The sequence below is a fragment of the Gibbsiella quercinecans genome (assembly GCF_002291425.1).
GTDB lineage: Bacteria > Pseudomonadota > Gammaproteobacteria > Enterobacterales > Enterobacteriaceae > Gibbsiella > Gibbsiella quercinecans.
Genome location: NZ_CP014136.1, coordinates 5,390,123 through 5,416,319 on the forward strand (window position 1 = coordinate 5,390,123; position 26,197 = coordinate 5,416,319).

The 26,197-nt window shown below is 55.7% G+C and carries 21 protein-coding genes; 12 read left to right on the forward strand and 9 right to left on the reverse strand.

What is annotated here, in order from left to right; all coding sequences use genetic code 11:
* Positions 1 to 39 precede the first annotated feature (39 nt).
* Positions 40 to 1,224, reverse strand: coding sequence for a glutamine amidotransferase-related protein (locus tag ACN28Q_RS24495; RefSeq protein WP_095848719.1), 1,185 nt, complete (start codon positions 1,222 to 1,224; stop codon positions 40 to 42).
* A gap of 168 nt (positions 1,225 to 1,392) precedes the next feature.
* On the opposite strand from ACN28Q_RS24495, the gene ACN28Q_RS24500 reads away from it, so the two are divergent.
* Positions 1,393 to 2,601 (forward strand): aminotransferase class I/II-fold pyridoxal phosphate-dependent enzyme, encoded by a 1,209-nt coding sequence (locus ACN28Q_RS24500; RefSeq protein WP_095848720.1) that lies wholly within the window; start codon positions 1,393 to 1,395, stop codon positions 2,599 to 2,601.
* Between the two features lie 197 nt (positions 2,602 to 2,798).
* A complete protein-coding gene (locus ACN28Q_RS24505) occupies positions 2,799 to 3,716 on the forward strand; it encodes a bestrophin family protein (RefSeq protein WP_095848721.1) in 918 nt (305 codons plus the stop codon).
* A 116-nt stretch (positions 3,717 to 3,832) separates the two neighbouring features.
* On the opposite strand, the gene ACN28Q_RS24510 is transcribed toward ACN28Q_RS24505, so the two are convergent.
* Complete coding sequence (locus ACN28Q_RS24510; RefSeq protein ID WP_095848722.1) at positions 3,833 to 4,090, reverse strand: hypothetical protein; 258 nt, start codon at positions 4,088 to 4,090, stop codon at positions 3,833 to 3,835.
* A gap of 890 nt (positions 4,091 to 4,980) precedes the next feature.
* On the opposite strand from ACN28Q_RS24510, the gene ACN28Q_RS24515 reads away from it, so the two are divergent.
* Complete coding sequence (locus ACN28Q_RS24515) at positions 4,981 to 7,419, forward strand: TonB-dependent siderophore receptor (protein ID WP_095848724.1); 2,439 nt, start codon at positions 4,981 to 4,983, stop codon at positions 7,417 to 7,419.
* A 49-nt stretch (positions 7,420 to 7,468) separates the two neighbouring features.
* Positions 7,469 to 9,166, forward strand: coding sequence for an ABC transporter ATP-binding protein/permease (locus tag ACN28Q_RS24520; protein WP_095848725.1), 1,698 nt, complete (start codon positions 7,469 to 7,471; stop codon positions 9,164 to 9,166).
* Between the two features lie 54 nt (positions 9,167 to 9,220).
* Here ACN28Q_RS24520 and cbpM read toward each other — a convergent pair whose 3' ends face one another.
* From cbpM to ACN28Q_RS24535, 3 genes are all read right to left on the reverse strand, one after another.
* On the reverse strand, positions 9,221 to 9,526 hold the full coding sequence (gene cbpM / locus ACN28Q_RS24525) for a chaperone modulator CbpM (protein ID WP_095848726.1): 306 nt from the start codon (positions 9,524 to 9,526) through the stop codon (positions 9,221 to 9,223).
* Positions 9,526 to 10,461: a curved DNA-binding protein gene (gene cbpA, locus ACN28Q_RS24530; RefSeq protein ID WP_095848727.1), complete on the reverse strand. Its 936-nt coding sequence runs from the start codon at positions 10,459 to 10,461 to the stop codon at positions 9,526 to 9,528. The genes cbpM and cbpA overlap by 1 nt, the downstream gene beginning before the upstream one ends.
* 101 nt (positions 10,462 to 10,562) lie before the next feature.
* A complete protein-coding gene (locus tag ACN28Q_RS24535; protein ID WP_095848728.1) occupies positions 10,563 to 11,324 on the reverse strand; it encodes a GntR family transcriptional regulator in 762 nt (253 codons plus the stop codon).
* Positions 11,325 to 11,577: 253 nt separating this feature from the next.
* On the opposite strand from ACN28Q_RS24535, the gene ACN28Q_RS24540 reads away from it, so the two are divergent.
* From ACN28Q_RS24540 to ACN28Q_RS24555, 4 genes are all read left to right on the forward strand, one after another.
* Positions 11,578 to 12,369, forward strand: a complete 792-nt coding sequence (locus tag ACN28Q_RS24540) for an ABC transporter substrate-binding protein (RefSeq protein ID WP_095848729.1) — start codon at positions 11,578 to 11,580, stop codon at positions 12,367 to 12,369.
* 38 nt (positions 12,370 to 12,407) lie between these two features.
* Entirely contained in the window at positions 12,408 to 13,376 is a 969-nt protein-coding gene (locus ACN28Q_RS24545) for an SIS domain-containing protein (protein WP_095848730.1), read from the forward strand.
* A gap of 51 nt (positions 13,377 to 13,427) precedes the next feature.
* The gene (locus ACN28Q_RS24550; RefSeq protein ID WP_095848731.1) at positions 13,428 to 14,240 is read left to right on the forward strand and encodes a PfkB family carbohydrate kinase; all 813 of its coding nucleotides are present in this window, start codon (positions 13,428 to 13,430) and stop codon (positions 14,238 to 14,240) included.
* 246 nt (positions 14,241 to 14,486) lie between these two features.
* On the forward strand, positions 14,487 to 14,699 hold the full coding sequence (locus ACN28Q_RS24555; RefSeq protein WP_095848732.1) for a YMGG-like glycine zipper-containing protein: 213 nt from the start codon (positions 14,487 to 14,489) through the stop codon (positions 14,697 to 14,699).
* A 125-nt stretch (positions 14,700 to 14,824) separates the two neighbouring features.
* Here ACN28Q_RS24555 and ACN28Q_RS24560 read toward each other — a convergent pair whose 3' ends face one another.
* Together ACN28Q_RS24560 and ACN28Q_RS24565 are read right to left on the reverse strand one after the other, a co-directional pair.
* Entirely contained in the window at positions 14,825 to 16,783 is a 1,959-nt protein-coding gene (locus ACN28Q_RS24560) for a glycoside hydrolase family 3 protein (RefSeq protein ID WP_095849192.1), read from the reverse strand.
* Positions 16,784 to 17,081: 298 nt separating this feature from the next.
* Positions 17,082 to 18,824, reverse strand: coding sequence for a penicillin-binding transpeptidase domain-containing protein (locus tag ACN28Q_RS24565; RefSeq protein WP_095849193.1), 1,743 nt, complete (start codon positions 18,822 to 18,824; stop codon positions 17,082 to 17,084).
* 331 nt (positions 18,825 to 19,155) lie between these two features.
* Between ACN28Q_RS24565 and ACN28Q_RS24570 the strand changes: the two genes are divergently transcribed.
* The 3 genes from ACN28Q_RS24570 to ACN28Q_RS24580 all read left to right on the forward strand — a co-directional run bounded on the left by ACN28Q_RS24570 (position 19,156) and on the right by ACN28Q_RS24580 (position 21,748).
* Positions 19,156 to 19,437: a YjcB family protein gene (locus ACN28Q_RS24570; protein WP_095848733.1), complete on the forward strand. Its 282-nt coding sequence runs from the start codon at positions 19,156 to 19,158 to the stop codon at positions 19,435 to 19,437.
* Between the two features lie 296 nt (positions 19,438 to 19,733).
* Positions 19,734 to 20,540, forward strand: a complete 807-nt coding sequence (locus tag ACN28Q_RS24575; protein ID WP_095848734.1) for a mannosyl-3-phosphoglycerate phosphatase-related protein — start codon at positions 19,734 to 19,736, stop codon at positions 20,538 to 20,540.
* Positions 20,537 to 21,748, forward strand: coding sequence for a glycosyltransferase family protein (locus ACN28Q_RS24580; RefSeq protein WP_095848735.1), 1,212 nt, complete (start codon positions 20,537 to 20,539; stop codon positions 21,746 to 21,748). Before ACN28Q_RS24575 ends, ACN28Q_RS24580 begins: the two co-directional genes overlap by 4 nt.
* A gap of 72 nt (positions 21,749 to 21,820) precedes the next feature.
* Here ACN28Q_RS24580 and ACN28Q_RS24585 read toward each other — a convergent pair whose 3' ends face one another.
* Positions 21,821 to 22,690, reverse strand: coding sequence for a helix-turn-helix domain-containing protein (locus ACN28Q_RS24585; protein WP_095848736.1), 870 nt, complete (start codon positions 22,688 to 22,690; stop codon positions 21,821 to 21,823).
* Between the two features lie 183 nt (positions 22,691 to 22,873).
* Between ACN28Q_RS24585 and ACN28Q_RS24590 the strand changes: the two genes are divergently transcribed.
* The gene (locus tag ACN28Q_RS24590; protein ID WP_095848737.1) at positions 22,874 to 23,779 is read left to right on the forward strand and encodes a DMT family transporter; all 906 of its coding nucleotides are present in this window, start codon (positions 22,874 to 22,876) and stop codon (positions 23,777 to 23,779) included.
* A gap of 69 nt (positions 23,780 to 23,848) precedes the next feature.
* On the opposite strand, the gene ACN28Q_RS24595 is transcribed toward ACN28Q_RS24590, so the two are convergent.
* Positions 23,849 to 26,164, reverse strand: coding sequence for a TonB-dependent receptor domain-containing protein (locus tag ACN28Q_RS24595; protein WP_095848738.1), 2,316 nt, complete (start codon positions 26,162 to 26,164; stop codon positions 23,849 to 23,851).
* Positions 26,165 to 26,197: the final 33 nt, after the last annotated feature.

Genomic DNA, 26,197 nt, shown 5'->3' on the forward strand with positions numbered 1-26,197 from the left:
CTCTTGCGCCGGTGGCTAATCCGGCGCACCCCAAGCAGCTTAGCGTTGGCGGGCGGCAGCCCGTAAAAACGCCATCAGCAGTGGGTGTGCTTGCCCCACGCGAGACGACAATTCCGGGTGCCCCTGCACGCCAAGGAAAAACGGATGGCGGGTAAACTCAATGCCATCGGCCACTGCGCCGCTGGCATCGGTGGCGCTGATGCACAGGCCCTGTTGTTCCAGGCCCGCCTTTAAGAGCGGGTTCAACTGATAACGGTGGTTGTAACGCACGCTGTAACACTCGCCCAATAACCCATGCATCAGGCTGCCGGGCCGGCAGTACAGGGGTTGGGCGCCCAGGCGGTGCAACGGTAGCCCGGCAGCGTCATGCAGCGGCGTGAAGGTTTTGATGGCCGCCGCCGGATCGGCCTCCGCCAGATTGGCCTGGGTGCTGCCCAACATCTGTTGCGCCACCGCGGTCGCCATGGTTTGCATGCCCAGACACAGCCCCAGCGTGGGGATGGCATGCGCCAGCGTATAGTGTGCCGCCTGGATTTGCCCCGGTACGTTGGCCATGGCGGCGCCGCCCGGCAACAACACGCCGCTGAACCCGGCCAAACGCGCTTGCGCGCCGGCCTGATCGGCGATCTCCTGCGGTGCGAGGCAAACCACCTCCAGCGCCAAACCCAGGGCATCGGCCGCATCCCCCAAAGCGGCCAATGTGGCCGGGTAGGCATCCTGCTGATCCTGCCGCCGGCCGATCAGGGCGATCCGCAGCGCCGCCTCCGGCACGCCGGTATCGTCGCCCTGCCGCCAACGGCCGAACCGGTCTTGCCGCCAGTGGCCCGCAAGCAGGCGGCTAAAACCAAAGCGGCCATTTTCTTGCTCAATATGCACCAGCTCATAATCCACGCCGCCGCGCTGCAACCGCTGTGCCAACGCAGGAAAATGCGCAAGCTGGCTGGGCCCGAGCGGCACCACCCCGTCCTGCCGCTGGCCGAGCAACGTTGCCGACGTGGTGGGCGCCGCCAGCGTTTGCCCGCTCAGGCGTTCGTACCATACCAACCCGCTGGTGACCAGCGTGCCGCCGGCGGTGACATGTTGGCAGGCGTCCGCGTAGTGGGCCAGGTTCCATGCTACCGGCAGGTGCGCCATCGGTAACCGCAGCGCGTGGGACAAGATCGCCGCCATGGCGCCGTATAACGCCGGCGCTGGCGTGTTATGTGCAACAAAAATCAACGACATGGAACGCTCCCGTGGGGATGAGAACAGCCGATAGCCGGCGTAGACAGATAATGATGCCGTCATCAATGGCAGAAACCATGAGCAAAAGCATTATCGCTATGATAATTTAAAATTGGTTTATATGTATCATATAATACAATCAAGATTAAGCATCAGAAAGGGGAAAAGATGTCTGCTGAATTTCTTGCGCCGCGGCTACGGCGCGTGCGCCCTTCACCAACCGGCGCGATATCCGACAAAGTGCGCGAGCTCTGCGCCGCCGGTGTCGATGTGATCAACCTGGGCGAAGGCGAGCTGGATTTTGATACGCCCGCGCATATCAAACAGGCCGGCATCGCCGCTATCGTACAGGGTGAAACAAAATATACCGCCGTTTCCGGCACGGCCGCGCTTAAGCAGGCGATCATCGATAAGTTTAAACGCGATAACCAGCTTAGCTATCTACCGCAGGAAGTGATCGCCGGCAGCGGTGCGAAACAGCTTATTTATAATGCGCTGTTGGCGACGGTGGCCGCCGGCGATCGGGTGATGATCCCCGCCCCGTACTGGGTTTCCTACCCGGATATGGTGGCGCTGGCGGAAGGCGAAAGCGATATCATCCCCTGCAGCGAAGAAAGCGGTTGGAAGCTGCAACCCGCCGCACTGGCGGCAGCCATTACCCCGCAAACCCGCTGGCTGATTTTGAATTCGCCCAACAACCCCACCGGCGCGGTGTACAGCGCACAAGAGCTGAAGGCGCTGGCGGCGGTGTTGCTTGATGCGCCACAGGTGCTGATCATCGCCGACGATATTTATGAGCATATCTGCCACGCGCCAGCGGCGTTTACCACCCTGGCGCAGGTTGAGCCGCGCTTGCGCGAACGCATTCTGACGGTGAACGGCATGTCGAAAGGCTATTCGATGACCGGCTGGCGGCTGGGCTTTGCCGGCGGCCCGGCCTGGTTGATTTCAGCGATGCAGGTGCTGCAATCACAAAGCACCTCCAACCCCAGTTCGGTTTCACAGGCGGCGGCCGTGGCCGCCTTGCGCCAGGAACGCGGGTTCATCGCCGACTGGCTGCAAATCCTGGCCGATCGCCGCAGTAAAATCATGGCCTGCATTAACGCCATTCCCGGCCTGAGCGTGGCGCCGCCGCCCGGGGCATTTTATCTGTTCGCCAACTGCGCCGGTTTGCTCGGCAAGCGCACACCGGAAGGCGCCATCCTTGAAAACGATGTGGACGTGGCCAACTATTTGCTGCACGCCGGGCATGTGGCGCTGTTACAAGGCTCGGCGTTTGGCGCCGCTCCCTACCTGCGTATCGCTTACGCCATTGATGACGCGCGCCTGCAGGAAGCGTGCGAGCGCATCACCCGCGCCTGTATGGCCCTGCGCTAAACGATCGCTGGCAACCCACGGGGCATTCGCGGCTTGCCGCATGCCCCGTGCAACGGCTTGCGCGCAGCGCCATTAGGGTTATACTTGTGCCGCCTGCAATAATAAAAACAACCGAGACGTAACCCCGTGGCAACACATTCCCTTTACCTCCCGCCTGAAAAACACCTTTTCTTAACATATCGCTTGTACAGGTCATCATGATTGTTCGCCCCCCACAGCACTGGTTTCTGCGTTTGTTCGACTGGTATGGTTCCGTGCTGTCCAAAATCCTTTTTCGCCTTAGCCTTAACCTGCTGATGTCGGTATTCGCCGTTATCGGCTACCAGTGGTATGAAACACTGGGCATCCGCCTGACCACCGCCCCATTCAGCCTGCTTGGGGTGGCCATCGCCATCTTCCTGGGGTTCCGCAATAGCGCCAGCTACGCCCGCTTTATCGAAGCGCGCCAGTTATGGGGGGGATTGCTGATCACCCAACGTTCACTGTTGCGGCAGATCAAAAGCGTGCTGTTGCACAAACCGCAAGAGGCCGAAACCTTCGCCGCTTTGCTGACGGCATTCAGTTGGAGCCTGAACCATCAGTTGCGCCATACCGATGATCGGGCAGATTTAACCCGGCTGGTGCCCGCCCGTTTTGCCGATGAGGTGCTGCGCAGCCCTTTCCCCGCCAACCGCCTGCTGCTGTGCATGGGGATCTGGCTGGGTGAGCAGCGCCAACAGGGCAACATCTCCGATATGCTGTACACGGGTATCGATCACAATTTGAACGCGCTTTCAAAGGTATTGGGCGGCTGTGAACGCATCTCAAATACGCCGATCCCGTTTGCCTATAGCCTGATCCTGCACCGCACGGTATACCTGTTTTGCACCTTGCTGCCCTTTGCGCTGGTCGAGGATTTGCACTACATGACGCCGCTGGTTTCGGTATTTATCTCTTATACCTTTCTTTCTCTGGAAGCACTGGCCGAAGAGCTGGAAGATCCGTTCGGCACGGCGCCGAATGATTTGCCGCTCAATGCCATTTGCAACACCATTGAACGCAATATGAAAGAGATGAACGATGATTTCCCGCTGCCAGAGAAACTGGTGCATGACAAACGATACAATTTGATTTAACAGTGCGTGGGGAAAACGGGGATTGTGCCGGCACCGCTTGAGGCGAGGAGTGATCCATGCAGGGCATGGCAAGCGGCGCCGCGCAACCGGCTTCGTAGGAAGCCGGCAAACAGGGCCTAGGCCGGTAGGTAACGGATGGAGTGCTCCGGCGCGCTGCTTTCTGCGTCGATCACAAAATTCCATACGCCGGTGTACGGCACGTTGAGATATACCTCACCGTCCGCCCGGGTGCTAATAACGTTCGCGGAGCTTGCCTGTTTATTAATGCCGTCGTTTTGCGGTTCATTAATCATCGAGATACGGAAACTATCAGAACAGCGCACGATCACCGTATCGCCGCCAAAAAGACTTAAACATGTACGCACTATAGACATAACTCGCCCCCAACAGGATGTAGCCGAACAGCACCGCGACATTGAAATTCCCAGACTCAAACTGGATAGCGCCTTATGTGATTCTGCTCACATAACGAACAAGGTTTATCAAAGCAAAACCCACGCGATTGAATCATGATCTGCATCAAGTTTTACACGGTTTTCGGCAACTTTGCGCGATTTTTTGAATCGTTTTACTGAAAGGATTCAGCCCACACAATACCTGTGGTTTATCGCTGCGTTATTACGGGCATTTTCGTGGCGGTAAAGACGTTGTTGATCGCGTCCGTGCTGCACCACCATTTTTCTTCTCAATTCTGCTTCTGGCACTTTTTGATAAAAAAATTTGTGCTGCACATAAGCTGTATCGGTTTAGCTTTTTACTTGAACCAATGAAATTATAAATATATTATTAAACAATAAGTTATAATTAACGGCTTTCCATCCTAACCGCTGCAATAGGGGTCAATCATTCGAGATAAAAGAACGTATCAGCGGATATCGCTACAATATTTCGTTTGAGATGAAAACCATTCTCATGTAAATATACACTTCCATACAGTTTTTTGTGATAAACCTCACGCCAAAAAGGCTTGCGCGGCATAACCCCATTATTTTTTAGTGCTAAACAGCATATTAACATCGTTTTAGATCAGCGATTACGGCTGAAGCTAACGATTTAGCTATAACGGTTCAGCTACGTGTTTGATGCAGCGGATTTGACCCACGATGTCGCCCTCGCCCGCCACCTGCTGAATGCCCACGCAATATTGGATCGCCGGGATGGCGCCAAGGCCGGTTTTGCCGTAACTGCACGCGGACGGTGCTCTGTTGTGCGGCGTAAGGCGTGAATAACAACGCGATTTCAATACTTCGTTCTCAGGAAAATTATGTCAGTACAATCGACAACGCCGCATGCCCACCCATTACGCCGCCTGCCTCTGGCAACCGCCATCCATTTACTGCTGCTGACCGGTACCGTCACGTCAGGGATCCAGCCTGTGTATGCTGCCGAAACGGCGCAGGCCAAACAGTATCAGATCCCGGCAGGGCCGCTTTCCGTGCAGCTTGTGCAGTTTGCCCGCCAGGCCGGCATCCGTCTGGCTGACGCAACCCAGGCCCAGGACGTTAATGGTTCCGCGCTTGAGGGGCAATACAGCGTTGAAGCCGGCCTGCAGGCCCTGCTGGCCGGGAAAGGGCTTACTGCCCTGCACCAGCCCGATGGTAGTTATCTCTTGGCCCGCACCGGCGGCGAAGAGAATTTGCTGGTAACGGCCGCGGCGGATTACGGCGCCACTACCGAAGACACCGCCTCTTACACCTCTAAACAGATGTCTACGGCGACGGGTCTGGCGTTGTCGCCGCGTGAAACGCCGCAGTCGGTCAGCGTGGTAAGCCGCCAACGCATGAACGATCAGAATATGACTTCGCTTGATGACGCCATGAGCCAAACCACCGGGATCAATGTCGTCAACCAAAGCTCGTATCAAGTGAAGTTCCAATCGCGTGGGTTCAGCATGGATAACGTCAAGGAAGATGGCGTGAACTCATCGTTCCAGAACAGCGTCTCCGGCATGGGCTACTCTGAATCCTCCAGTGAATCGCCCGATCTGGCGATTTACGATCACCTGGAAGTGCTGCGCGGCGCCTCTGGCCTGACGCAGGGCAATGGCGAACCCGGCGGCACCGTGAACCTGGTGCGCAAAAAACCCACCTACGATTTCCGCGCCACCGCCGACGTCAGCGCTGGCCGCTGGGACAACTACCGTAGCACGGTGGATGTCTCCGGCCCATTGAACGACGATGCCACAGTGCGCGGCCGCTTCGTTGGCGTTTATCAGGATAAACAGAGTTTTGTCGACTACGTCGACAGCGATCGCCAGGTGCTGTACGGCACGCTAGCCTGGGACATTACGCCGGACACCACCGTCACCACCGGCGTGAACTGGCAAAAAACCCACACCGTGCCCAATCTGTACGGCGTGCCGATGGCCAGCGACTATAGCGATCTCAAACTGCCGCGCTCCACCTTCCTGGGCGCCAGTTGGAACCGCATCACGTTTGAGAAGATTAATCCCTTCATTGAGTTCGAACACAACTTCGACAACGATTGGGCGCTAAAAAGCGCGTTGAACTACACGCGCGGCACGGCGGTTAGCAAGGCGATTGGGATTTATGGCAGCGCTACGCCGAAGCTTAACAACGCTATCCAGCGTGATAACAAATCCGACCAATGGGGCTATAACCTGACCTTGAGCGGCCCGTTTGACTGGCTGGGGCGCAGCCATGAGCTGGTGTTCGGCGGCGATTACCAAAAAGAGAACTTCGATAATCTGTTTGGCACCGTGGCTAACCGCGACGCGGTGGATATCTATGGCTGGCAGCCCAATGCGCTGGCCGAACCTGACTGGCCGGATTACACCAGCCGCTATCAGTACCGTGTCTATCAGCGTGCGCTGTTCGCCACCACCCGTTTTGAGCTGGCCGATAACTGGAAGCTGATCCTTGGCAGCCGTTACAGCGCCTACAGCTACGACATGTACAACACCAATCGCGCTACGGGCGTCACCAACCATTCCAACAGCTATAAAGTGCGCGATAAGCTGATCCCTTACGCCGGCCTGCTGTGGGACTTTGCCGATAATTACACCTGGTATTTCAGCTACAGCGATATCTACAAACCGCAGGACTACCTCGATCGCAACAACGCCTTATTGCCGGCGATTACCGGGAAAAATTATGAAACCGGGATCAAAGGCGCCTTTTTTGATGGCGACCTGAATGCCTCGGTGGCGCTGTACCGCATTATCCAGGCCAACCGCCCGGTTGCAGACACCGACTGCCCGACCAGTGATGATTGTTACAGTGCGCAAGGGAAAGTACAAAGCCAGGGTGTGGAAGTGGAAATGTCGGGCAAACTGACTGATGGCTGGCAACTTTACGCCGGTTATACGCTGACCAATACCAAACGGCTGGAAGACGATACCAACGGTTCGAAGGGGGAAAAATACAGCCCCTACACGCCGCAGCATATGTTCAAGCTGTACAGCAGCTACACCCTGCCGGGCCAACTGAACCAGTGGACCATCGGCGCCGGGATGACGGCGCAGACCGATACCGACACCGTGTATAACATTCATCAGGGCGGCTACACGTTGTACAACGCCAACGTGACGTATCACTACAGTAAAAACCTCAGCTTGAGCCTGACGGGCAATAACTTGACCGATAAGACCTATTACCTCACGTTGAACAACCGCAGCATCAATGGCTACAACTTCTACGGCGAACCACGCAATGTGGTATTCAATGTGAAGTGGACGTACTGATCGGGCGCAAAGGAACTCAAGCCGCACCCTGTGGGTGCGGCTACTTATTATGTTAATTCTCAAACGTTTTTTTCTTCTGATTAAGCCCTATTGGAACCACCCGCGCGAATGGTACTCCTGGCTACTGCTGGCCGGCACCGTCAGCGCCACGCTGGGGATTGTCTGGGTCAGCGTTCAGTACACCAACTGGAGCCGTGCGTTTTACGATGCACTGGCGGAGTATTTCCAACATGCCTCCCCCTGGCAGTTAGGCTATCAATACGCCGGCTATACGCTGCTGTTTGTTTTACTGGTGGTCAGCAGCAACTGGTGCCGCAAGGCGCTGATTATCCACTGGCGCCAAAAAATGACGCTGCGCTATGAGACCGAGTGGCTGCGGCGGCATACTCACTACCATCTTGGGCGCGCCAATGGGCCAGATAACCCGGATCAGCGTATTGCAGAAGATATTCGTCTGCTGATCGAACAAAGCCTGGAGCTGTTCCTCTCACTGTTGAAAAACGTCACCGGGCTATTTTCCTTTATCTTCATCCTGTGGCAGCTCTCCGGCGAGCAGCGCTTTACCTTCATGGGCATGGATATCGTCCTTCACGGCTACCTGGTGTGGATCGCGCTGATTTACGCCTTTATCAGCAGTTTTCTGGCGCACCGAATTGGCCGGCCGCTGCACGATCTCAACGGTGAAAAACAACGAGCCGAAGCGGACTACCGCGCCAGCCTGTTGCGCATTCGCGAACATTCAGAACAAGTGGCGATTTACCACGGCGAACGCGCCGAATTGCGGCGCGCGCATGGTTTTTTCTCTGGGATCGTCAGCAACTGGCGGAACCTGATGCTGCGCGAATTCAAACTGGAAAGCTTCATCACCAGCTACTTTCGCCTGAGCCTGATGCTACCGCTGTTCGCCGTGCTGCCGCTGTATATCAGCCGGCAGATTACGCTGGGGACCATCATGCAGGTGCGCGGCGCGTTTAGCTATGTGCTCGATGCGTTTGGCTGGTTTATCGATTCTTACCGCCAGCTTGCCGCCTGGTCCGCCACCGTGGATCGCCTGTGGCGCTTCCAGCAGAGTATGCGCAATCTGCCCACGGCGGTGAACTATGCGCGCGACGGCAGCCTGTTTTTTTTCCAACACTTTTCCCCTTGTAACCAGATCGGCGCCCCGCTGTTTAACCCGGTGAATCAATGCCTTTCCCCTGGCGACTGGCTGATGATCAGCGGCGCCAGCGGCATTGGCAAATCGTCAATGCAGCGGGGGCTGGCCGGCCTGCAAAAGGAGATCACCGGCACATGGCAACTCCCACGCGGCAGGCAGCTGTTTATTCCGCAGAAGGCCTACCTGCCGGAAGACACCCTGGCATTGGTGCTAAGCTATCCGCGCGTGGCCGCATTCAGCCAGGCGCAGCTTAAGCAGGCGCTGCAGGATGTGGGGTTGCCCTATTTGATCCCGGCGCTGGCGGAGAAAAAGAACTGGGGGGATATTTTGTCCGGCGGCGAACAACAGCGGCTGTCGCTGGCCCGCGCGCTGCTGAACCAACCGGCGCTATTGTGCCTGGATGAAGCCACCAGCAACCTGGACGAAGAAAGCGCTGGGAAACTGTTGCAGATGATAAAACGTGCTTTGCCGGAGGCGATCGTGATTGTGATCAGCCACCAGCACACACTGCTGCAATACTGCGACTACCACTGCAAAATCACGCCCAAAACGGCCGCACCGCCCTTGAACCGTGCACAAGGCCATGCATGAGGTTTGCCACCTTGGCCCCTGATGGGGCCAAGGGCAACATGCTGAACAAGGTGCTTAAAAACCACCGGTGAACCTTTCCAACTGGCGGCGCAGCTGTTCATTCTCTTTGCGCAACTGTGCGATATCGTCCAACAACCCCAGCGTAACCGCAATGCCGGGCCAGTCGATCGCCAGCTCCCGGTGCAGGCGAGAGGCACGGTTGAAATAGAACAGCGCCTGTTCATCAAACAACCACGTATCCGCTTCACTATTGCAGGGCTCAATCACGCCCAGGCCGACCACTTCGGTCAGCTCATCCTCCGTCACGCCGGTATGCAGGCAAAACTCACTTACGGTAAAGGTGACTTGTAGCGTTGTCATTATGCTTTACTCCATTCTTTACGCGGATCAAAGCCTTGCTGCTCTTCGGCCAGCTGTTTCCACAGCGCCGCGCTTTTCTCGTCTGGCTTCGGCGGCATAACAATTTTGATTACCGCAAACAAATCGCCGGTGGTATTTTTACCGACCAGCCCTTTGCCCTTCACCCGCAGGCGTTGCCCGGCCTGGCTACCGGCAGGGATGGTCAGCAGGATATTGTCTTTCAGGGTGGGCACCGAGACTTTGCTCCCCAGCGCCGCTTCCCACGGCGCCAGCGGCAGTACGATTTCCAGATTATGCCCAACCACGTCGAACAGCGGGTGCGGCGCGATTTGGATAACCAGATAAAGATCGCCGTTCGCCCCGCCGCCGATGCCGGGCGAGCCTTGCCCTTTAAGGCGGATACGTTCGCCGTCGCCCACGCCGGCCGGGATTTTCACATTCAGGGTTTTGGTGGTTTCCTGCTCGACCAGGCCAAAGGCGTTATACACCGGCAGTTGATAGCGAATGGTGCGCTGTTGTTCGCTGAGCGTCTCCTCCAGGAACATCGCCACCGGCATCTCCACATCTTGGCCACGCACCGCGTGCGCCTGGCGATGCTGCTGACTGCGGGCGTGGCCGCCGAACATGGAGGAGAAAAAGTCGGAAAAGTCTTCGGCGTTGCCGCTGTAGGCATGTTCCTGCTGCTGATGGTTGGCGGCGCGGCCAAAGTTGGGATCGTTGCGGTGTTTGAGGATTTCGTCGTACTCGGCACGGCGTTCGCTGTCTTTCAGCACTTCATAGGCTTCAGCGATTTCCTTGAACCGGGCCTCGGCATCGGGCTCGGTGCTGACATCGGGATGGTATTTCCTTGCCAGCCTGCGGTAAGCGGTTTTGATCGCCTTGATGTCATCCGCGGGTTTAACGCCCAGAATGGCGTAGTAGTCCTTGATTTCCATAATGCTAGGCTCTCTTTTTATCTGTTATCAGAGGAATGCCCCAATCCACAATTATCTTAGGGCATTTTGCCACCTACCGACAGGAGTTTTCATCCGCCGGCCTAACGCATACCGTGGTTGATCGAATAGCCGATTTTGAAAGAAACGCGATCCGGGTGGTTAACCGAAACCAGGTATTCCAGCGGCCGCTGGCCTGCGTCGAAAATCACGCCGCGGTAAACCAGCGCCGCGCTACCGGCCGGCGCTTCCAGCAGTTGCTGCTCATCTTCCGTCATCGCCGCCACGCTGATCAGCCCTTCGTCCGCCTCGCCGTGGAGCTGATAGCGCTCGCGCAGTAGCTGATACAGCGATTCCCCCTGCTGAAGATCGCCAGCCTGCAGCGTGGGCACTTTGCTGCGAGGCAAAAAGCTGGTTTCCAGGCAGAACGGCTTGCCATCCGCCAGGCGCAACCGCTTAATCATCACGATCGGTTCACCCTCTGCGATCTGCAAACGCTGGGCGATGCGCTGGCTGGCATTGGCCTCATGGAACAGGATCAGGCGGCTGCTGGGCGTGGCGGCATTCAGCTCGACGATTTTGCTGATCCCCTGCTGTATCGGCTGAGTCAACGGCCGTTCGATCGCGCTGTGCGCCAGGTAAGTGCCCTGGTTACCGCGCCTTTCCAACACACCGTCCTGAACAAATTCGGCAATCATTTTCCGCAACGTCATACGGCTGACGCCCAACAATTGCACCAGCTCGCGCTCCGGCGGAATTTGATCGCCGGCGCTGTATTCCGCCGAGTGTAACATCCCCTTCAGGGCTTCTTTCGCCACCAGGTAGGATTTACGCGGGCGGCGCGACGTGCCGGCTAATTCATTCATGGTCTAATTTCACCCGTTAATACCCATCGTGATATTGTCAAAAATAAACCATAACATGGCTTTTTATCTACTCTTCGTTGTCTTACCCGGCGAACATAAGCGCTGCAAATACCAGACCACAAGAAAACGTTCAATCCTTATATCACCATTTTGGTCTAATTATCCGCAAAAATCATTGCCAAAAGTTCAAATATCAGGCTAGATTTATTTCGTGGTCTATTTTTTGGTATTTTTAACATCACCAGGGGGAAGTATGGGCAAGATGAGGTTTCTGTCACCCGCGGCGCTGGTACTGGCGCTTGCCGCCAGCCACGCCGCATTCGCCGCGCCGCCGTTGCAGCAGATCCGTTTCGGCACCGACGCAACCTACCCACCTTTCGAATATAAAACCCCGCAGGGCAAGCTGGCGGGTTTTGATATCGAACTCGGCAACGCGATCTGCGCCGAGCTTAAGGTGAAGTGCGTTTGGGTGGAAAGCAGTTTTGACGGGCTAATTCCCGCGCTGCAGGCGCGCAAGTTTGACGCCATTCTTTCTTCGATGTCGATTACCGATGAGCGGAAAAAATCGATCGCTTTCAGTGACAAGCTGTTCAACACGCCGGCTTATATCGTCGTGAAGAAAAACAGCGGGCTGACCCCGGATGTTAACGCCCTGCGCGGTAAAACCGTCGGCGTGCAAAGCGGTTCGGTGTTTGAAACCTACGCGAAAAAATATTGGCAGGCGCACGGGGTGAATATTGTTCCCTACCCGGACGCCAGCGCCGCCTATGCCGATCTGATCGTCGGCCGTAATGATGCCGTACTGGATGACGCCACGGTGCAGGCGCTTTCATTGCTGGACAAACCCGAAGGCCAAGACTTTATCCAGGTGAAACAGCGTGTGAACGATCCGGACATCTTTGGCCCCGGCACCGGCATTGGCCTGCGCAAAGACAACCCGGAATTACTGGCGGCCCTTAACCAGGCGATCGCCAAGCTGCACAGCGACGGCACCTACGACCAGATCGCCAAGCGCTATTTCAATTTTGATATTTACGGCAACTGATACCGCCATTTTTTATTGTGAACAATCAAAGGTAAGTTATGAACACCAGAAAAATCATTGAATCCGTGGTACAGGCACGCCAGGGCAAAATACAGCACGTTTACCTGATTGCCTGCGGCGGTTCGCTGGTTGACATGTACCCGGCCAAATACTTCCTGGACAGCGAATCGGCCACGCTGTACAGCGGCATCATGACGGCAAATGAATTCGTGCAGGTGCCACCCAAAGCGCTGGGCGCCCATTCGCTGGTGATCGTGTGCTCACACGGCGGCAATACGCCGGAATCGGTGGCCGCCGCCGCGCTGGCGCAACAACACGGCGCGCAAACCGTCACGCTGACGCATAATCCGCATTCGCAGCTTGCCGAACATGCCGATCACAATATGCTCTACACGTGGGGCGATCACGCTGACGCCCAGGAAAACCCGGCGACGCTGATGCTGGGGCTGTGCGTCGAGCTGTTGCAGCAAACGGAGGGCTATGCGCATTATGCAGACTTCCAGCAGGCGCTTGCGCAGTTGGAGCCGGTGATTGCCGCCGCCTGCCGCCAGGTGCAGCCGCGCTGTGCGGCCTTTGCCGAGCGTTACCAACGTGAATCGCTGTTTTACATTCTCTCCAGCGGCGCCTCATTCGGCATGGCGTATGGCGCGGCGATCTGTTCGCTGATGGAAATGCAGCGCCTGCATGCCGCCGCCATTCACAGCGGTGAGTTTTTCCACGGCCCGTTTGAAGTGACCGATGTGCAAACGCCGCATATTCTATTGATGAACACCGGCCGCACCCGGGCGTTGGATCAGCGGGTTAGCGATTTTCTTGGGCAGTATGCCGAAAAGGTTGAGATCATTGATGCTCAAGAACTGGGGCTGGACGCACTGCCTGCCAGCGTGCAGGAATTCTTTAACCCAGTGCTGTTTTACCGCGTTATCTGCGAATACCGCGCCTCGCTGGCCGCGATTCGGCAACACCCGCTGGAAACGCGCCGCTATATGGGCAAAGTCCCTTACTGACCTGCCTTGCCGCCGTGTCTGCACGGTGGCATAACCCCGTGAGATTATGTAATGAAAGTGATAGGAATAGGCGATAACGTCGTCGATCAATACGCCCATCTGCGCATCCGCTACCCCGGGGGCAATGCGCTTAACTTCAGCGTCTACGCGAAGCTGCTGCAGACGCAGGCGGCCTATCTCGGCGTGTTCGGCGACGACGCCGCAGGCCAGCAGGTGCAACGGGCGTTGGCGGCACATCATGTGGACATCTCGCGTTGCCGCCAGGTGGCCGGGCCAAACGGCTGCGCAAGCCTGACGGTTGAACAAGGGGAACGTATTTTCATCGGCTCCAACCAGGGCGGCATCCGGAAAACCACCCCGATGGATTTCGTGCTTGACGATACGGACTATCTGCGCGGTTTTTCCCTGATCCATACCAGTTGCTACAGCTATATTGACCCGCTGTTACCTGCGCTGCACGCCCTGCCGGGCTTATTGTCGTATGATTTTTCGGACGACTTTAACCCAGAGACGGCGCTGCCGCTGTGCCAGTGGCTCGATTTCGCCTTCTTTTCCTGCGCCGATCTTGAACCGGCAGCATGCCGGCAATTGCTGGAAGCCGCGGTCGGCGCAGGCTGCCGCTATGCGATCGCCACCCGCGGCGCACAGGGCGCATGGCTGTTTGACGGCGCCAAGTTATTTGAGCAACCAGCCTTGCAAGTGGTGCCGCGTGATACGCTAGGCGCCGGCGACGCCTTCATTACCGCCTTCCTGTTGGCTTTCTGCCAGAGCAACGCCATTGCGGCAAGTTTGCAAAAAGGCGCACAGTTCGCGGCAGAGATTTGCCTGCAGGACGGCTCTTTCGGCTTTGGCGAAAGCTACTAAAACACGTGGCTATCGCCAGGTTATGGGCAATAGCCACGCCACATGTTTTTTATTTATCTTCAGATAACGCCATAAATCCCGATAGCCGACACATCGTTTTATCATTCTTATTTTAAGCCATTAAATTAAGAATATTTCCCTGTTTTATCTCTCTGCGACGGAATACATTCATCCCAACATTTAACGATGCTTTAAATTGTTACCTTTGGTTTTTTTATTAACAAAAGTTGTTACCAAGGAATACTTATGAACATTAAACGTGCTGCTGGCGTAACCGTTTTGATTTTGGCAACGCTTTCTGTGACTGCGTGTGGAAGTATGTCTAACCGCGATCGTAATACGGCGATTGGTGCCGGGGTGGGTGCCGTCGGTGGCGCCGTTCTGACCCACGGCAGCGCACTGGGTACGCTGGGCGGCGCGGCGTTGGGCGGCATTATCGGCCACCAGACCAGCCGTTAAGCACCAGAGAATGTCAGCGGCCACAATCGTTATTTTCCGCCGTGGCCCGCTATATATTGTCAATGCCCTCCTTCTGCTATACCCCGGTGGCGCCCCGCGCCACCGGACAATCACCCAACCCAGGCTTAAAGCAGCCCAAACCCGGTCGGATAAAGCGGTTTGTCACTGTCGTGCGGCGCAGCAGAATGCTGCTTGCGCACGCTTTCCATCGACGATGGCAGTTCAAAAGGCAGCTTACCGCTGAAGGGGTGGCCATCCGTTAGCGCGCGCAACAACACCGTGTCACTCACGCCAAAGTTACCGATCAGCACCGACGCCTTTTCTTTAACCGGGGTTAATATCGCCGGCCGGTCCAGGTAGACCGTGACAATCGTCGGCACCTGGCTTGCCGCCTGAATCGCCTGCCAGTCCGGGTTGTCGGCGGCGAACGCCAGCGAACCTTCATGGTACTGCGCCCCGAAGAAATAGTTTTTATGCGGTTGTTCGTAAGGCGCGCTGGCCCGCACCAGTGCAAGGTCGGCGTTTTCGGGTTTATCCACCACCGTCAGCCCGGCCTGTTTCGCTACCGCGGGATCAATACCGTAGAGCCAAACTTTCTGCCCTTTTTGCAATGGCAGCAGCTTGGTTTTATTCTCCAGCAACACCAGCGAAGCGCGCTGTGCATTATCCGCTTCAGCCTGCCAGGCGCGATTCGGCAGAGTTTTCCCGGCGGTAACGGGATCGACATAGGGGTTTTCAAACAGACCGAGGGCAAATTTCTGTTCCAGGATACGAGTGACCGACTGATCGAGGCGGCTCTGGCTGATACGCTTTTCTTTAACCGCCTGTACCAGCAACGCACTGTCCGTGACGCCGCCGAACTGATCGATGCCGGCATTGACGGCCTTCGCAAAACGTTCGACTTTGCTAAGCGTCTCCACACCCCACGGCATCCCTAAACTGCTTGGATCGGGCGTTTCGCCCTCAGGGTGCCCATGAATACACTTCTCTTTACAGTCATCGGTAATCAGCCAGTCGCTGATAATCACGCCATTGAAATGGTATTTCTGCCGCAACAGATCCTGCAATAAATAACGGTTAAAGCCCGCCGCCACCGGTTCAACCTTCCGCCCCTGATGCTGCAGGTTTTTCAACACGGAGTAGGTCGGCATCACTCCGGCAACGTGGGCCTCGAAGGCGCCGGTAAACGGCAGAATATGCGCATCAAGTTTGCGGCCGGAAAAGTCCGCGTATTTTCCGTAACTGTTATGGCTGTCATAGCCCTGCTCGGCCGCGCCATACCCCACCCAGTGTTTGACCACCGCACTGACACTGGCGGAATTCAGCCCCTCGCCACCGTGCTGCATCCCCTTGATATACCCACGCACCATGCGCTTGGTCAGCTGCGGATCGTCGCCGAAGGTCCCTGCAATTCGTGACCAACGCGGCTCTGAGGCGATATCCGCCATTGGCGAGAGCGCCTGCGTTATTCCCAACACCCGATATTCCTGACGCGTGATATCCGCATAGCGCTGTGCAATATTTTCATCGCCAATCGCGGCGATACCCAACGTTTCTGGCCATTTTGAAAAGCCATCGACATTCGCTTGCACCTGCGCTGAATACTGATAGACATTGCGGGGATCGGCGCTCAGCGTGATGGGGATACCTAAATGGGTGGATTCGGCGATGGCCTGCAGGCGGTTGTTTTGCTCCGCCATTGCTGCGGGCGTGGTAGTCAGGCGCGTAATAAACGTATTCACCTTTTCATCGACGATCATCGTGGCGGCCGCGGCAATGTCGTATACCTCTCCGCGGCCAATGCTGCTGCCGGGCGCAGGTGCCGAGCCGTGCATCATCACGCCGGCTTTTTCTTCCAGGGTCATCCGGGCCACCAGATCCCTGGCCCGCTGGTGAGGCGATAAACGCCAGTCTTCGTAAGGGGTGAGCATGCCGTCTTTATTCAAATCTTTGAAAGCGAGCCCGTCTTGCTGAATAACCGCCACGCCCCGTTCGCCTAACACCGGTTGATCCAGCGCATGCGCCGCGAGCGGGGAAAAGAGCGACAGCGTAATAGCATTCGCGATAAGCCTGGTTTTCTTCATCATTCTGCACCTTCCTGGTTTAACGTTTTGCGGAATAAAAACAAAAAAAACCTGAGCGCCTCATGCTGCTGCAATAGCAGATGAGCCACTCAGGTTTTGCTCACTGGCGGGATAGCCAGCGATAACAATCCGATAATGCGTAAAAAAACACCGCATTCAAGCTAACATGGATTGCCAGATGTAAAGTGTGAACCGGTGGGCAATTTGCCAACCAGGCGGCTTCCGCCGCCGGAGGGTTCAGTCAGTTTTTTAACCGACTGATATTCGCGTTACGCCCTGTGTTGTCTTTACTGCTGCGTTACTGCTGCGTTGCCGTGCCACCGGCATAACGGCTGGCGGTATTGATCACATTCAACGGTTGCGCATCCGGCAACACGTTCATGTGTTCCAGCACCTGCCCCATGATTTTGCCAAATACCGGCCCGGCAACCGAACCCCCGAAGTGCTTGCCCGCTTTCGGGTTGTTGACCATCACCACCAGTGCAACCTGCGGATCGCTGGCGGGAGCCACGCCGGCGGTATAGTTGATATAGCCGCCGTCGTATTTGCCGTTGGCGCCCATTTTTTCAGCGGTACCGGTCTTGATCGCCAGCCGGTAGCCAGGCACTGCGGCGCTCAGCCCACTCCCGCCCGGCAAGGCATCGCTTTCCATCATATGCACCACCGATCTGACCACGCTTTCCGGCATGATGCGTTGCCCCATCACCGGTGGCGTGACTTTGGTGATCGACAGCGGGCGATAGACGCCAAACGCGCCGATAGCCGCATATTCACGCACCATTTGCAGCGGAGTGACGCGCAAACCATAGCCGAACGAAAACGTCGCGCGTTCAATATCCGCCCAGCGGCTGCGGTGCAATGGCAGGTAGCCGCTGCTCTCGTTGCCGATGCCAAGCTCGGTCGGCCGGCCCAGGCCAAAACGCTGGTAGACATCCGGCAGCACCGTTGCCGGCATCGCCAGGGCAATATGGGATACCGCGATATCGCTGGATTTTTGCAGCACGCCGGTCACCGTCAGCTTGGTCCAGTGCCCCACGTCTTTGATCAGATGGCCGTTAACCCGGTATGGCGTGGTATCCAACACCGTATCTGGCCTGATCAGATTACGATCCAGCCCAACCATCACCACCACCGGCTTCACCGTTGAACCGGGTTCGAAGCTGTCGCTGCTGCAAACGTTGCGGATATCTTTTGCCGGCGTATTGGCATAGTTGTTGGGGTTGAAGGACGGGTAGCTTGCCATACCCAGAATTTCACCGGTGCTGATCTTAACCAACACCGCACAGCCGGAATCCGCCTGGTTTGCGATCACGCCGTCGCGGATTTGGGCAAACAACACATACTGGATAAATTTATCAATGCTCAGCGTCACGTTAGGCGGCGGTACCGGATCCACATTTTTCAGCACGTTGATGATCGCGCCATTGCCGTCTTTCTGGTACACCCGCAGGCCGTTCTTGCCCTGCAACAGGTGATTAAAGCCCAGTTCAATCCCCTCCAGCCCCTGGTTATCCTGCCCAACGATGCCGATAAGCCCGGCGGTGTCTTGCCCCATGGGATAGAACCGGCTGAAATCCTGTTCACTGCTCACCCCAACCAGGTGCAGTTTATTGATGTAGTTGGCGTTATCGTCCTCTACCTTGCGCGCCAGATAGACGAAACGCTTGCGCGCATTATTGTGGATCAGTTGCTGAATCACCGGCAGCGGCAGCTTCAGCACGTTGGCCAGGCTTTGCCAACGCTCATTGTACAAATCCACACCGCTATCCAGGATGTGCTTGGGATCGAGCACGATGTCTTTGGACGAGACGCTGACCGCCAGCGCTTCATTATTACGATCGGTAATCATGCCGCGGTTGGTGGGCACCACCTGGGTACGCACCGAGCGCTGGTCTGCCTGGCTGGCCAACTGCTGGTTTTCCAACAGTTGCAGATAGCCAACCCGAAACATCAGCAGGAAAAAGCACACCAGGATGCCGGCGCAAAGCCAGGCAAAGCGAGCGGAAGAATAATTACTGACCTTTTTGCGGGATGGCGGCAACACGTTTAACCCTACGTTTTTATTCGGTTTATCTAAGAATGCCAGTCTACCCCGCCGGGTTTGGTTATAAGATTGCAGTTTGTAAAAAAGTAAAAGTAAACGCGATTGGTGTTGCCGGCTGCGACAAACGGTTAGGCGATTTAACGGTAAATTATCTTGCAGGCCGCAGGTGCTCATGTATTGAGCACGCCATCATCCCAATGCTATAATGTGACCTGCATCACACTTTGATGCCTACTACCCTTTTTATTTTATCGCAATGCACACCGTTTCCTTCAGCGCTGCACGCTGGACGGGTGAGCGCTGCAAGCAACAAAGGATCCAAGGTTCGATGAGTGCCATAGCTACCGGTTTTATCATGATGCGCTGGGAATTGCTGAGCGCAGTGATGATGTTTTTCGCCAGCCAGTTAAACGTGCTTTGCCGTAAAACCAGCCGCCACGGCATGGCATTCATGTTCAGCAGCCTGGGGATCTTCACCAGCATCTGGTTCGTGATGGGGCTGATGGGTGTGGAATACAGCCAGGAAGGCATGACGTATTTCTGGTCTGTGGTTAAAGACGCGTTTATCGATGTGATGAGCCAAACCCCAACCCAGTGGCCGACGCCTTAAAATACTTTCGGCAGGCAACGCCCCTTTGCCTGCCCGCTCCCTCCGTCTGTCTCCCCCTGATTTTAAATCCACCGTTGCGGCCTGCGTTTTTCGGCAATCGGCGCAAACTTGCACAATCGACAATTTATCGCTAGGGTTAAGTGTGAGTTAAATCACGCTTTTTTGGCTACAGGAGGCCCTATCCACCGCTAATCGCCCGCCTTACCGCACTGCTCGTCACACGGCTTCCTGCCCGCCCACCATCGAGACATCCCCTTTATTGACCGGTGAATGACTCACGAGAGAATGGAGAGGAAATGCTGAAATTGAGTCCCAATCTGTTGCTGTTTAGCGATCTTGACGGTTCGCTGCTGGATCATCACAGCTATCGCTGGGATGCTGCGCAACCGTGGCTGGATCGCCTGGCACAGCATCAGGTTCCCTTGATTATCGCGACCAGTAAAACGGCCGCGGAAGTCGGCCTGTTGCAACAGCAGCTTAAGCTGACGCATTTGCCATTTATTGCAGAGAACGGCGCGCAAATCGTATTCCCCGCCGATTGGCAGGAAACCGATAAAGTGTTCAGCGCTGATTACGCCACCCTGCGCGCCACCCTGGCCGAACTACGCGCCAGTAGGCAATTCACATTTGAAGGCTTCGCCGATGTGGATGATGCTACGGTGGCCGCCTGGACCGGCCTGCCGCTGGCGGATGCCCAGCGCGCGCGCCAACGTGCCGGCTCAGAGCCGCTCCGCTGGCTGGGGAATGATACGCAGTTAACCGTGTTTAGCAGCCAACTGGCGCAGCACGGGCTAACCTTGACCCAGGGCGGCCGTTTTTATCACGTCATGGGGGAAAACGTCAGCAAGGGCCATGCCGCCCGCTGGCTAACCGAATACTACCAGCGCCGGCGGCAACAGCCGGTCATCACGCTTTGCCTGGGCGACGGCCCGAACGATATCCCCCTGCTAAGCACCGCGGACTATGCCGTCGCGATCCGGGGGCAGCAAGATACTGCAATTGATTTTCCGAGCGACTTTGCCGGCCAACTGTACCGCACGCACCAAGCGGGGCCACAGGGCTGGAGCGAAGGATTAGACCATTTTCTGGAGAAGCAGCCATGAGCGAGTTTTACCAAGACGGCATCATCACCAATTTCCATAACCTGGCCAACCGTGATTTGGCCGAGCTGGAGTATGAACTGCAGGTCTTTTCCGGCCGCAATACCATGGGGCTGATACTGCCTTCGTTGTATTCCGAGCTTGAAGGTCCGGCACTGGATCGCATCGTGGAAATTCTGGCGCAGGTGCCCTATCTGGAAGAGATCATCATCGGGTTGGATCGCGCCGACCAGCAGCAGTTTGAGCACGCCAAAGAATTTTTCTCGCGCCTGCCGCAACGCCACCGCATTCTGTGGAACGACGGCCCGCGCCTGAAAGCGATCGCCGATCGGCTACAGGCGGAAAAGCTGGCGCCGGATGAACCCGGCAAGGGCCGCAACGTGTGGTTCTGCGTGGGCTATACGCTGGCATCGCACCGTAGCAGCTGCGTGGCGCTGCACGACTGTGACATTGTCACTTACGATCGCCGCATGTTGGCGCGCCTGCTGTACCCAGTGGCGAACCCCAACTTCCACTATGACTTCTGTAAAGGCTATTACGCCCGCGTGGCGGATGGCAAACTGAATGGCCGCGTGGGCCGTCTGCTGGTGTTCCCGCTGCTGAAGTCACTGCAAAAAGTGTACGGTAATTCCGATTTTCTTGATTACCTGCGCAGCTATCGCTACCCGCTTTCCGGTGAGTTTGCCATGCGCACCCACATCCTCAATAACCTGCGCATCCCCAGCGACTGGGGGCTTGAGATTGGCGTGCTGTCGGAAATCCACCGCAATACCGCAACCAGCCGCATCTGCCAGGTGGATATTGCCGATAACTACGATCACAAACACCAGCCGATGTCGGAAAACGATCCTCAGGCCGGGCTACAACGTATGGCCGTCGATATCACCAAGGCGCTATACCGCAAGCTGGCTATTCTGGGGGTAAATATCACCAGTGATTCATTCCGCGTGCTGCGTGCCACCTATTACCGCACGGCGCTGGATATGATTGATGCGTTTGAGCACGATGCCAAAATGAACGGCCTGAAGTTTGATCGCCACAGCGAGGAATCCGCGGTGGAGCTGTTTTCCAACGTAATTTCTCATGCCGGGCAAGCCTTCAGCGAAAGCCCAGGGGATAAACCCTTTGTCCCCAGTTGGAACCGCGTGCAGTCGGCATTCCCGGATATTCTGGAGCAGTTGTACGATGCGGTAGAGCAGGATAACAAGTAGCCCGACACATAAAACCATGAATATCTTGCGCCAGGGGCCGTTTACAACGGCCCCTGCTATTTTTGCGGATAATTACTGCGCCTGGCGCATACGCAGCGGCGCCAGGCCATACGCGGCTTTAAAACGGTTGCTGAAGTGGCTGGCCGAACTGAAACCGCAGGCCAGCGCGATTTCCGTCAACGGCAGTGAGCTATGGCACAGCAGATGTTTGGCCTGCTGTAACCGCGCGCGCATCACATACTGGTGCGGCGCCAGCCCGGTATTGTGTTTGAACATCCGGGCGAAATGAAATTCGCTCAGCCCGGCCTGTGCGGCCAGATCCGCCAGCAGCAACGGCTGATCCAAATGGCCGACGATATAATCGCACACCCGCTTTAATACCACCGGCGCCAGCCCGCCGCGCACCGACGGCAGTCGCCATTGCAGATGGGTATAATGCTGTATCAGATGCGACATCAGCATCGACGATGCGCTACTTAGCGCCAGCTGGTTGGCGCGGTCCTGCCAGTCGACGTTGAGCAGGAACTGGCGATAGAGCAAGGTAATTTGCTGATCTTCGGCAAACGAACGCGGTTCCAGCTGGATGGCGGCCGGGCTACGATCCCACGTTTGCTCCACCAACTGGCGCAGGTGGCGATCGGTGCAGTACAGATGGACAAAAGAAAGATCGCTGCGCACGTCCCAGGTGGACTCATACTGGCGCGGCATAATACAGAAGCGATCCGGCCCACCACCGTTTTTCCAGCCGTTGGCGGTTTTTTGATAGCACTCGTAGCCGTCGGCAATGTACAGGCTCAGGGTGTGGTGATCGGCGCTTTCCTGCGTAATGCGGTCATGGCTATTGGACCAGGCGGCCAGCTCCACGCCGGAAGCCAGCAACACATTGTTGTGCAACGTGGCCCGGTGTTCACTCAGTGTTTCGAATGCTTGATAGCTGGACATGGTTCCCCCTTTTCTTGCCCTACCGCTTCAGTGTAAAGAGCCGCCCGCCCGGATACCAGCCGTTGCGGTTCACCGTGCTAAAAAAAGCGCAAGAATATGCAACTGTAGGCAGCCAACTGCAAGCGGCACGCGGGCAAGGCGTTGATACTGGCGCTCTGTTTTCTTTCGTTTGCGGAGTCAATAATGAACGCGCTGTTGTACCTTGCCGTGGTACTGATTTGGGGCACCACCTGGATTGCGATAACATTACAACAACAGGGAACGGTGGCGATCCCGGTTTCCATCAGCTACCGCTTTCTGATCTCGGCAATCACCCTGCTGGCGGTGTTGCTGCTACTGCGCCGCCTGCGGCGGATCGGCCCGCGTGACCATCTGTTTTGTGTGATCCAGGGCTGCTGTGTGTTTGGCTTCAACTTTTACTGCTTCTATCACGCCGCGGCCTACATCAGCAGCGGCTTAGAATCGGTGATCTTTTCCATGGCGGTGCTGTTCAACGCGCTGAACGGCATGATCTTCTTCCGCCAACGCCCAACGCCTAATCTATTGCCGGCGGTGATCCTGGGGCTGACCGGGATTGTTGCCCTGTTCTGGCAGGATCTGCGCGCCACGCAGTTGGCGCCGGAGCTGTTGAAGGGCATTGGCCTGAGTATGCTGGGGACTTATGGATTCTCGCTGGGCAACATGATCAGCGCCCGCCACCAACGCCACGGGCTGGACGTGTTAACAACCAATGCCTATGCCATGAGCTATGGCGCAATCCTGATGGCGCTCATCGCGCTGGCGCAAGGCGCTTCGTTCCAGATCGCCTTCAGTACACGCTATATCGGATCGCTGCTGTATCTAGCCATCTTTGGCTCGGTGATCGCCTTCGCCGCCTATTTTATCCTGTTGGGCCGTGTTGGCGCCGGAGCCGCCGCCTACAGCACCCTGCTGTTCCCGCTGGTGGCATTGACCATATCCACCCTGTATGAAGGCTATCAATGGCACCTGAATGCCGTGATCGGTCTGTGCCTGATCCTGTTGGGCAATCTGGTGATGTTCAGTAAACCCGAACATTTCACCCGGCTGTGGCGGCGCAAGTTGGCCTGAACCGGCGGCACCAGAGAAAACGGCGGAGCTAAGTGCTCCGCCGAACCCATATTGCACGTAACAGCGAGCTTAAAAGCGGACATCAATCCCCAGAGTGACGGTGCGCCCCGGTTCAGGCATGCTGATCACCGATCCCGGCTGAATATCATAGCGGTTAGTGAGATTATTCACCGCGGCGAACAGCGTCGCATTTTTATTAACCCGGTATTGCCCGTATAAATCAAGTTGATAACCCGAGGGGATATCAATAATGGGCGACGCTCCGGTGCCGATCAGCCAATCCGACGGGTTTGTTTTGGCTGAGTGATATTTATAACGCACCCCGGTATCCAGATCCCCCGCCATGAATTTTTTCCCCACGTTGACCACCAGATTCTTTTTGGCCGGAATGCGGCTGGGGGTTAATCCCCAGGCAAATCCCAGGCTATTACAGTTATCGGTGTTGGCCCGCTGCGCCTGATAATGGGAGCAAACCTGGGTATCGGTATACAGAGTCGCGGAAACATGGGTATAAAACAGTGCTGCATCATAATTAGCCGATAACTCAAACCCGGAAAGATCCAGCTTATCGTAGTTAATGAAGGTATAATTATCCATCCATTCAGCTATGTTTGGCGTTTTATCCAACACACCGCCGGAAATAAAACCATTAACCTTGTTGCGGAAATAGGACAGGGAAAGATCCAGTTTGTCCTCTGGCAACAAAAGATCTTGCTGCTTAGTTTTCAGCCCAATTTCACGCTGCAATGAAATCTCTGGCGATAGACGATTATACGGATTGTAGCTGAACACCTCATTTGACACCGTGGTTTCATAAAGGCTGGGCATACGATAGGTTCTTGACGCTTTAAAAAACAGTGCCGTTGCTGGCGTCAGGTGATAATTCAGTTCAGACAGCATATCCAGTTTTGGGCGGTAGTTTAGCGATTCATTACTCTGGAAATCGGTTATTTTCGCACCGTGCAGGTTAAAGCCGATATTCACCGTCACGGGGGAGAGATCAAGCTCCCCGTTAATAAACGCACTTTTCTCGCTTCTTTTACCGTTACGCGAAGTTACCGCGATATCACTAAACCGAATGATGCCATCTTGTTCGGGTTTAAGCCGTTCATCCTGCAAGGCCACCCCATAGCGCAAAACCAACGGCAGCCGTTGCAAAGCGCTTTCATTATAAACGCTCACCCCTTTTCGATCGTTGCTGTAGGCGTGCAAATACTGTTGCGCATTGACGCCGATGCCCCACAACCCGTTGTATTGCCGCAAATTGGCATCGGTTAACCATAGGCCAATGTTCAAATTGACTAAATCATTGTCGTAGGGTTTATAGGCATAGCTGGCGCTGTAGCTGTTGACGATAGCGCTGCCCAATGCCCATTGCGGCATGGATTCAACGCCCTCCGGCAGTGGGTTGAAATCAATATCATTGTTATTTTGATACCAATAGGCCGCTAAAACCTCACCGGCTTGTTGCCGATGGTTACGGTAAGCGAATTCAAAATCCTGGCCATTATTGGTATGCAGCCCCATTTTCGCCAGGAAAGACTGGCTCTGGAAACTGGTGTTGACCACCTCATGATTCGGAGTTACCACCGGTTCATGATAGCGGGTAAAACCGTGCTTCCCGGCATAGTAATTCCCCGTAGCCCGTTCGCTGTAAGCGATTACCGCATCGAAAAAATCATCACGAAAACCAAAAGCCGCCGTCGCCGAGCCATTGTTGAACTGGCGAGACCTCGGCTTTTGCGTCAGTTGATAATAATTTTGTTGTTCGTAGTCATCGGGAATATCGGGCTTGCGATTATTGTTGTAACTGCGCAGTTTGATCAAAAAACCGCTTTGTTCGCCGGGGTTAACAATATCATCCACCGTAAGGGTTTTGATATTAACCACCCCACCAATCGCCCCGGATGCAAATGGCGAAGCGTTAACCGCCGCCCCTTTTTGCACCGCCACGCGGCTGATCAAATCAGCGTCGATATAGGTTCTGTCACTGGTCCCCTGATAACCACGTGAAGTATGCGTAGATTGCAGGCTGCCATCAATAAAGACCGGAACCCGCCCTTCACCCTGCAGGCCCCGGATGCCAATATCAATAGCGCCCGCCTCATTGCGCATATTATTTGCCTGCACGGACGTTATTGATGAAAAAATATTCGAATTAGAACTGCCTCTGTATTTATCCATGTCTTGCGCCGTGATGATATGTTCATCATCGCGCGCGGCTGAAACAATGACCGTATCCTCACTAACCGTGGATTTATTTTCTGCGTGTGCGTAACCCAAAGGGAAAAATAATGTCGATGACAAAATAACAGGATTGATTTTCATAAAATGATACAAAGAGAAATAACAAGGAGCGCAGATATTATTGAAATCGATTCTCATTCTCAATAACGATTTGGAGGTACGCTGTATCAC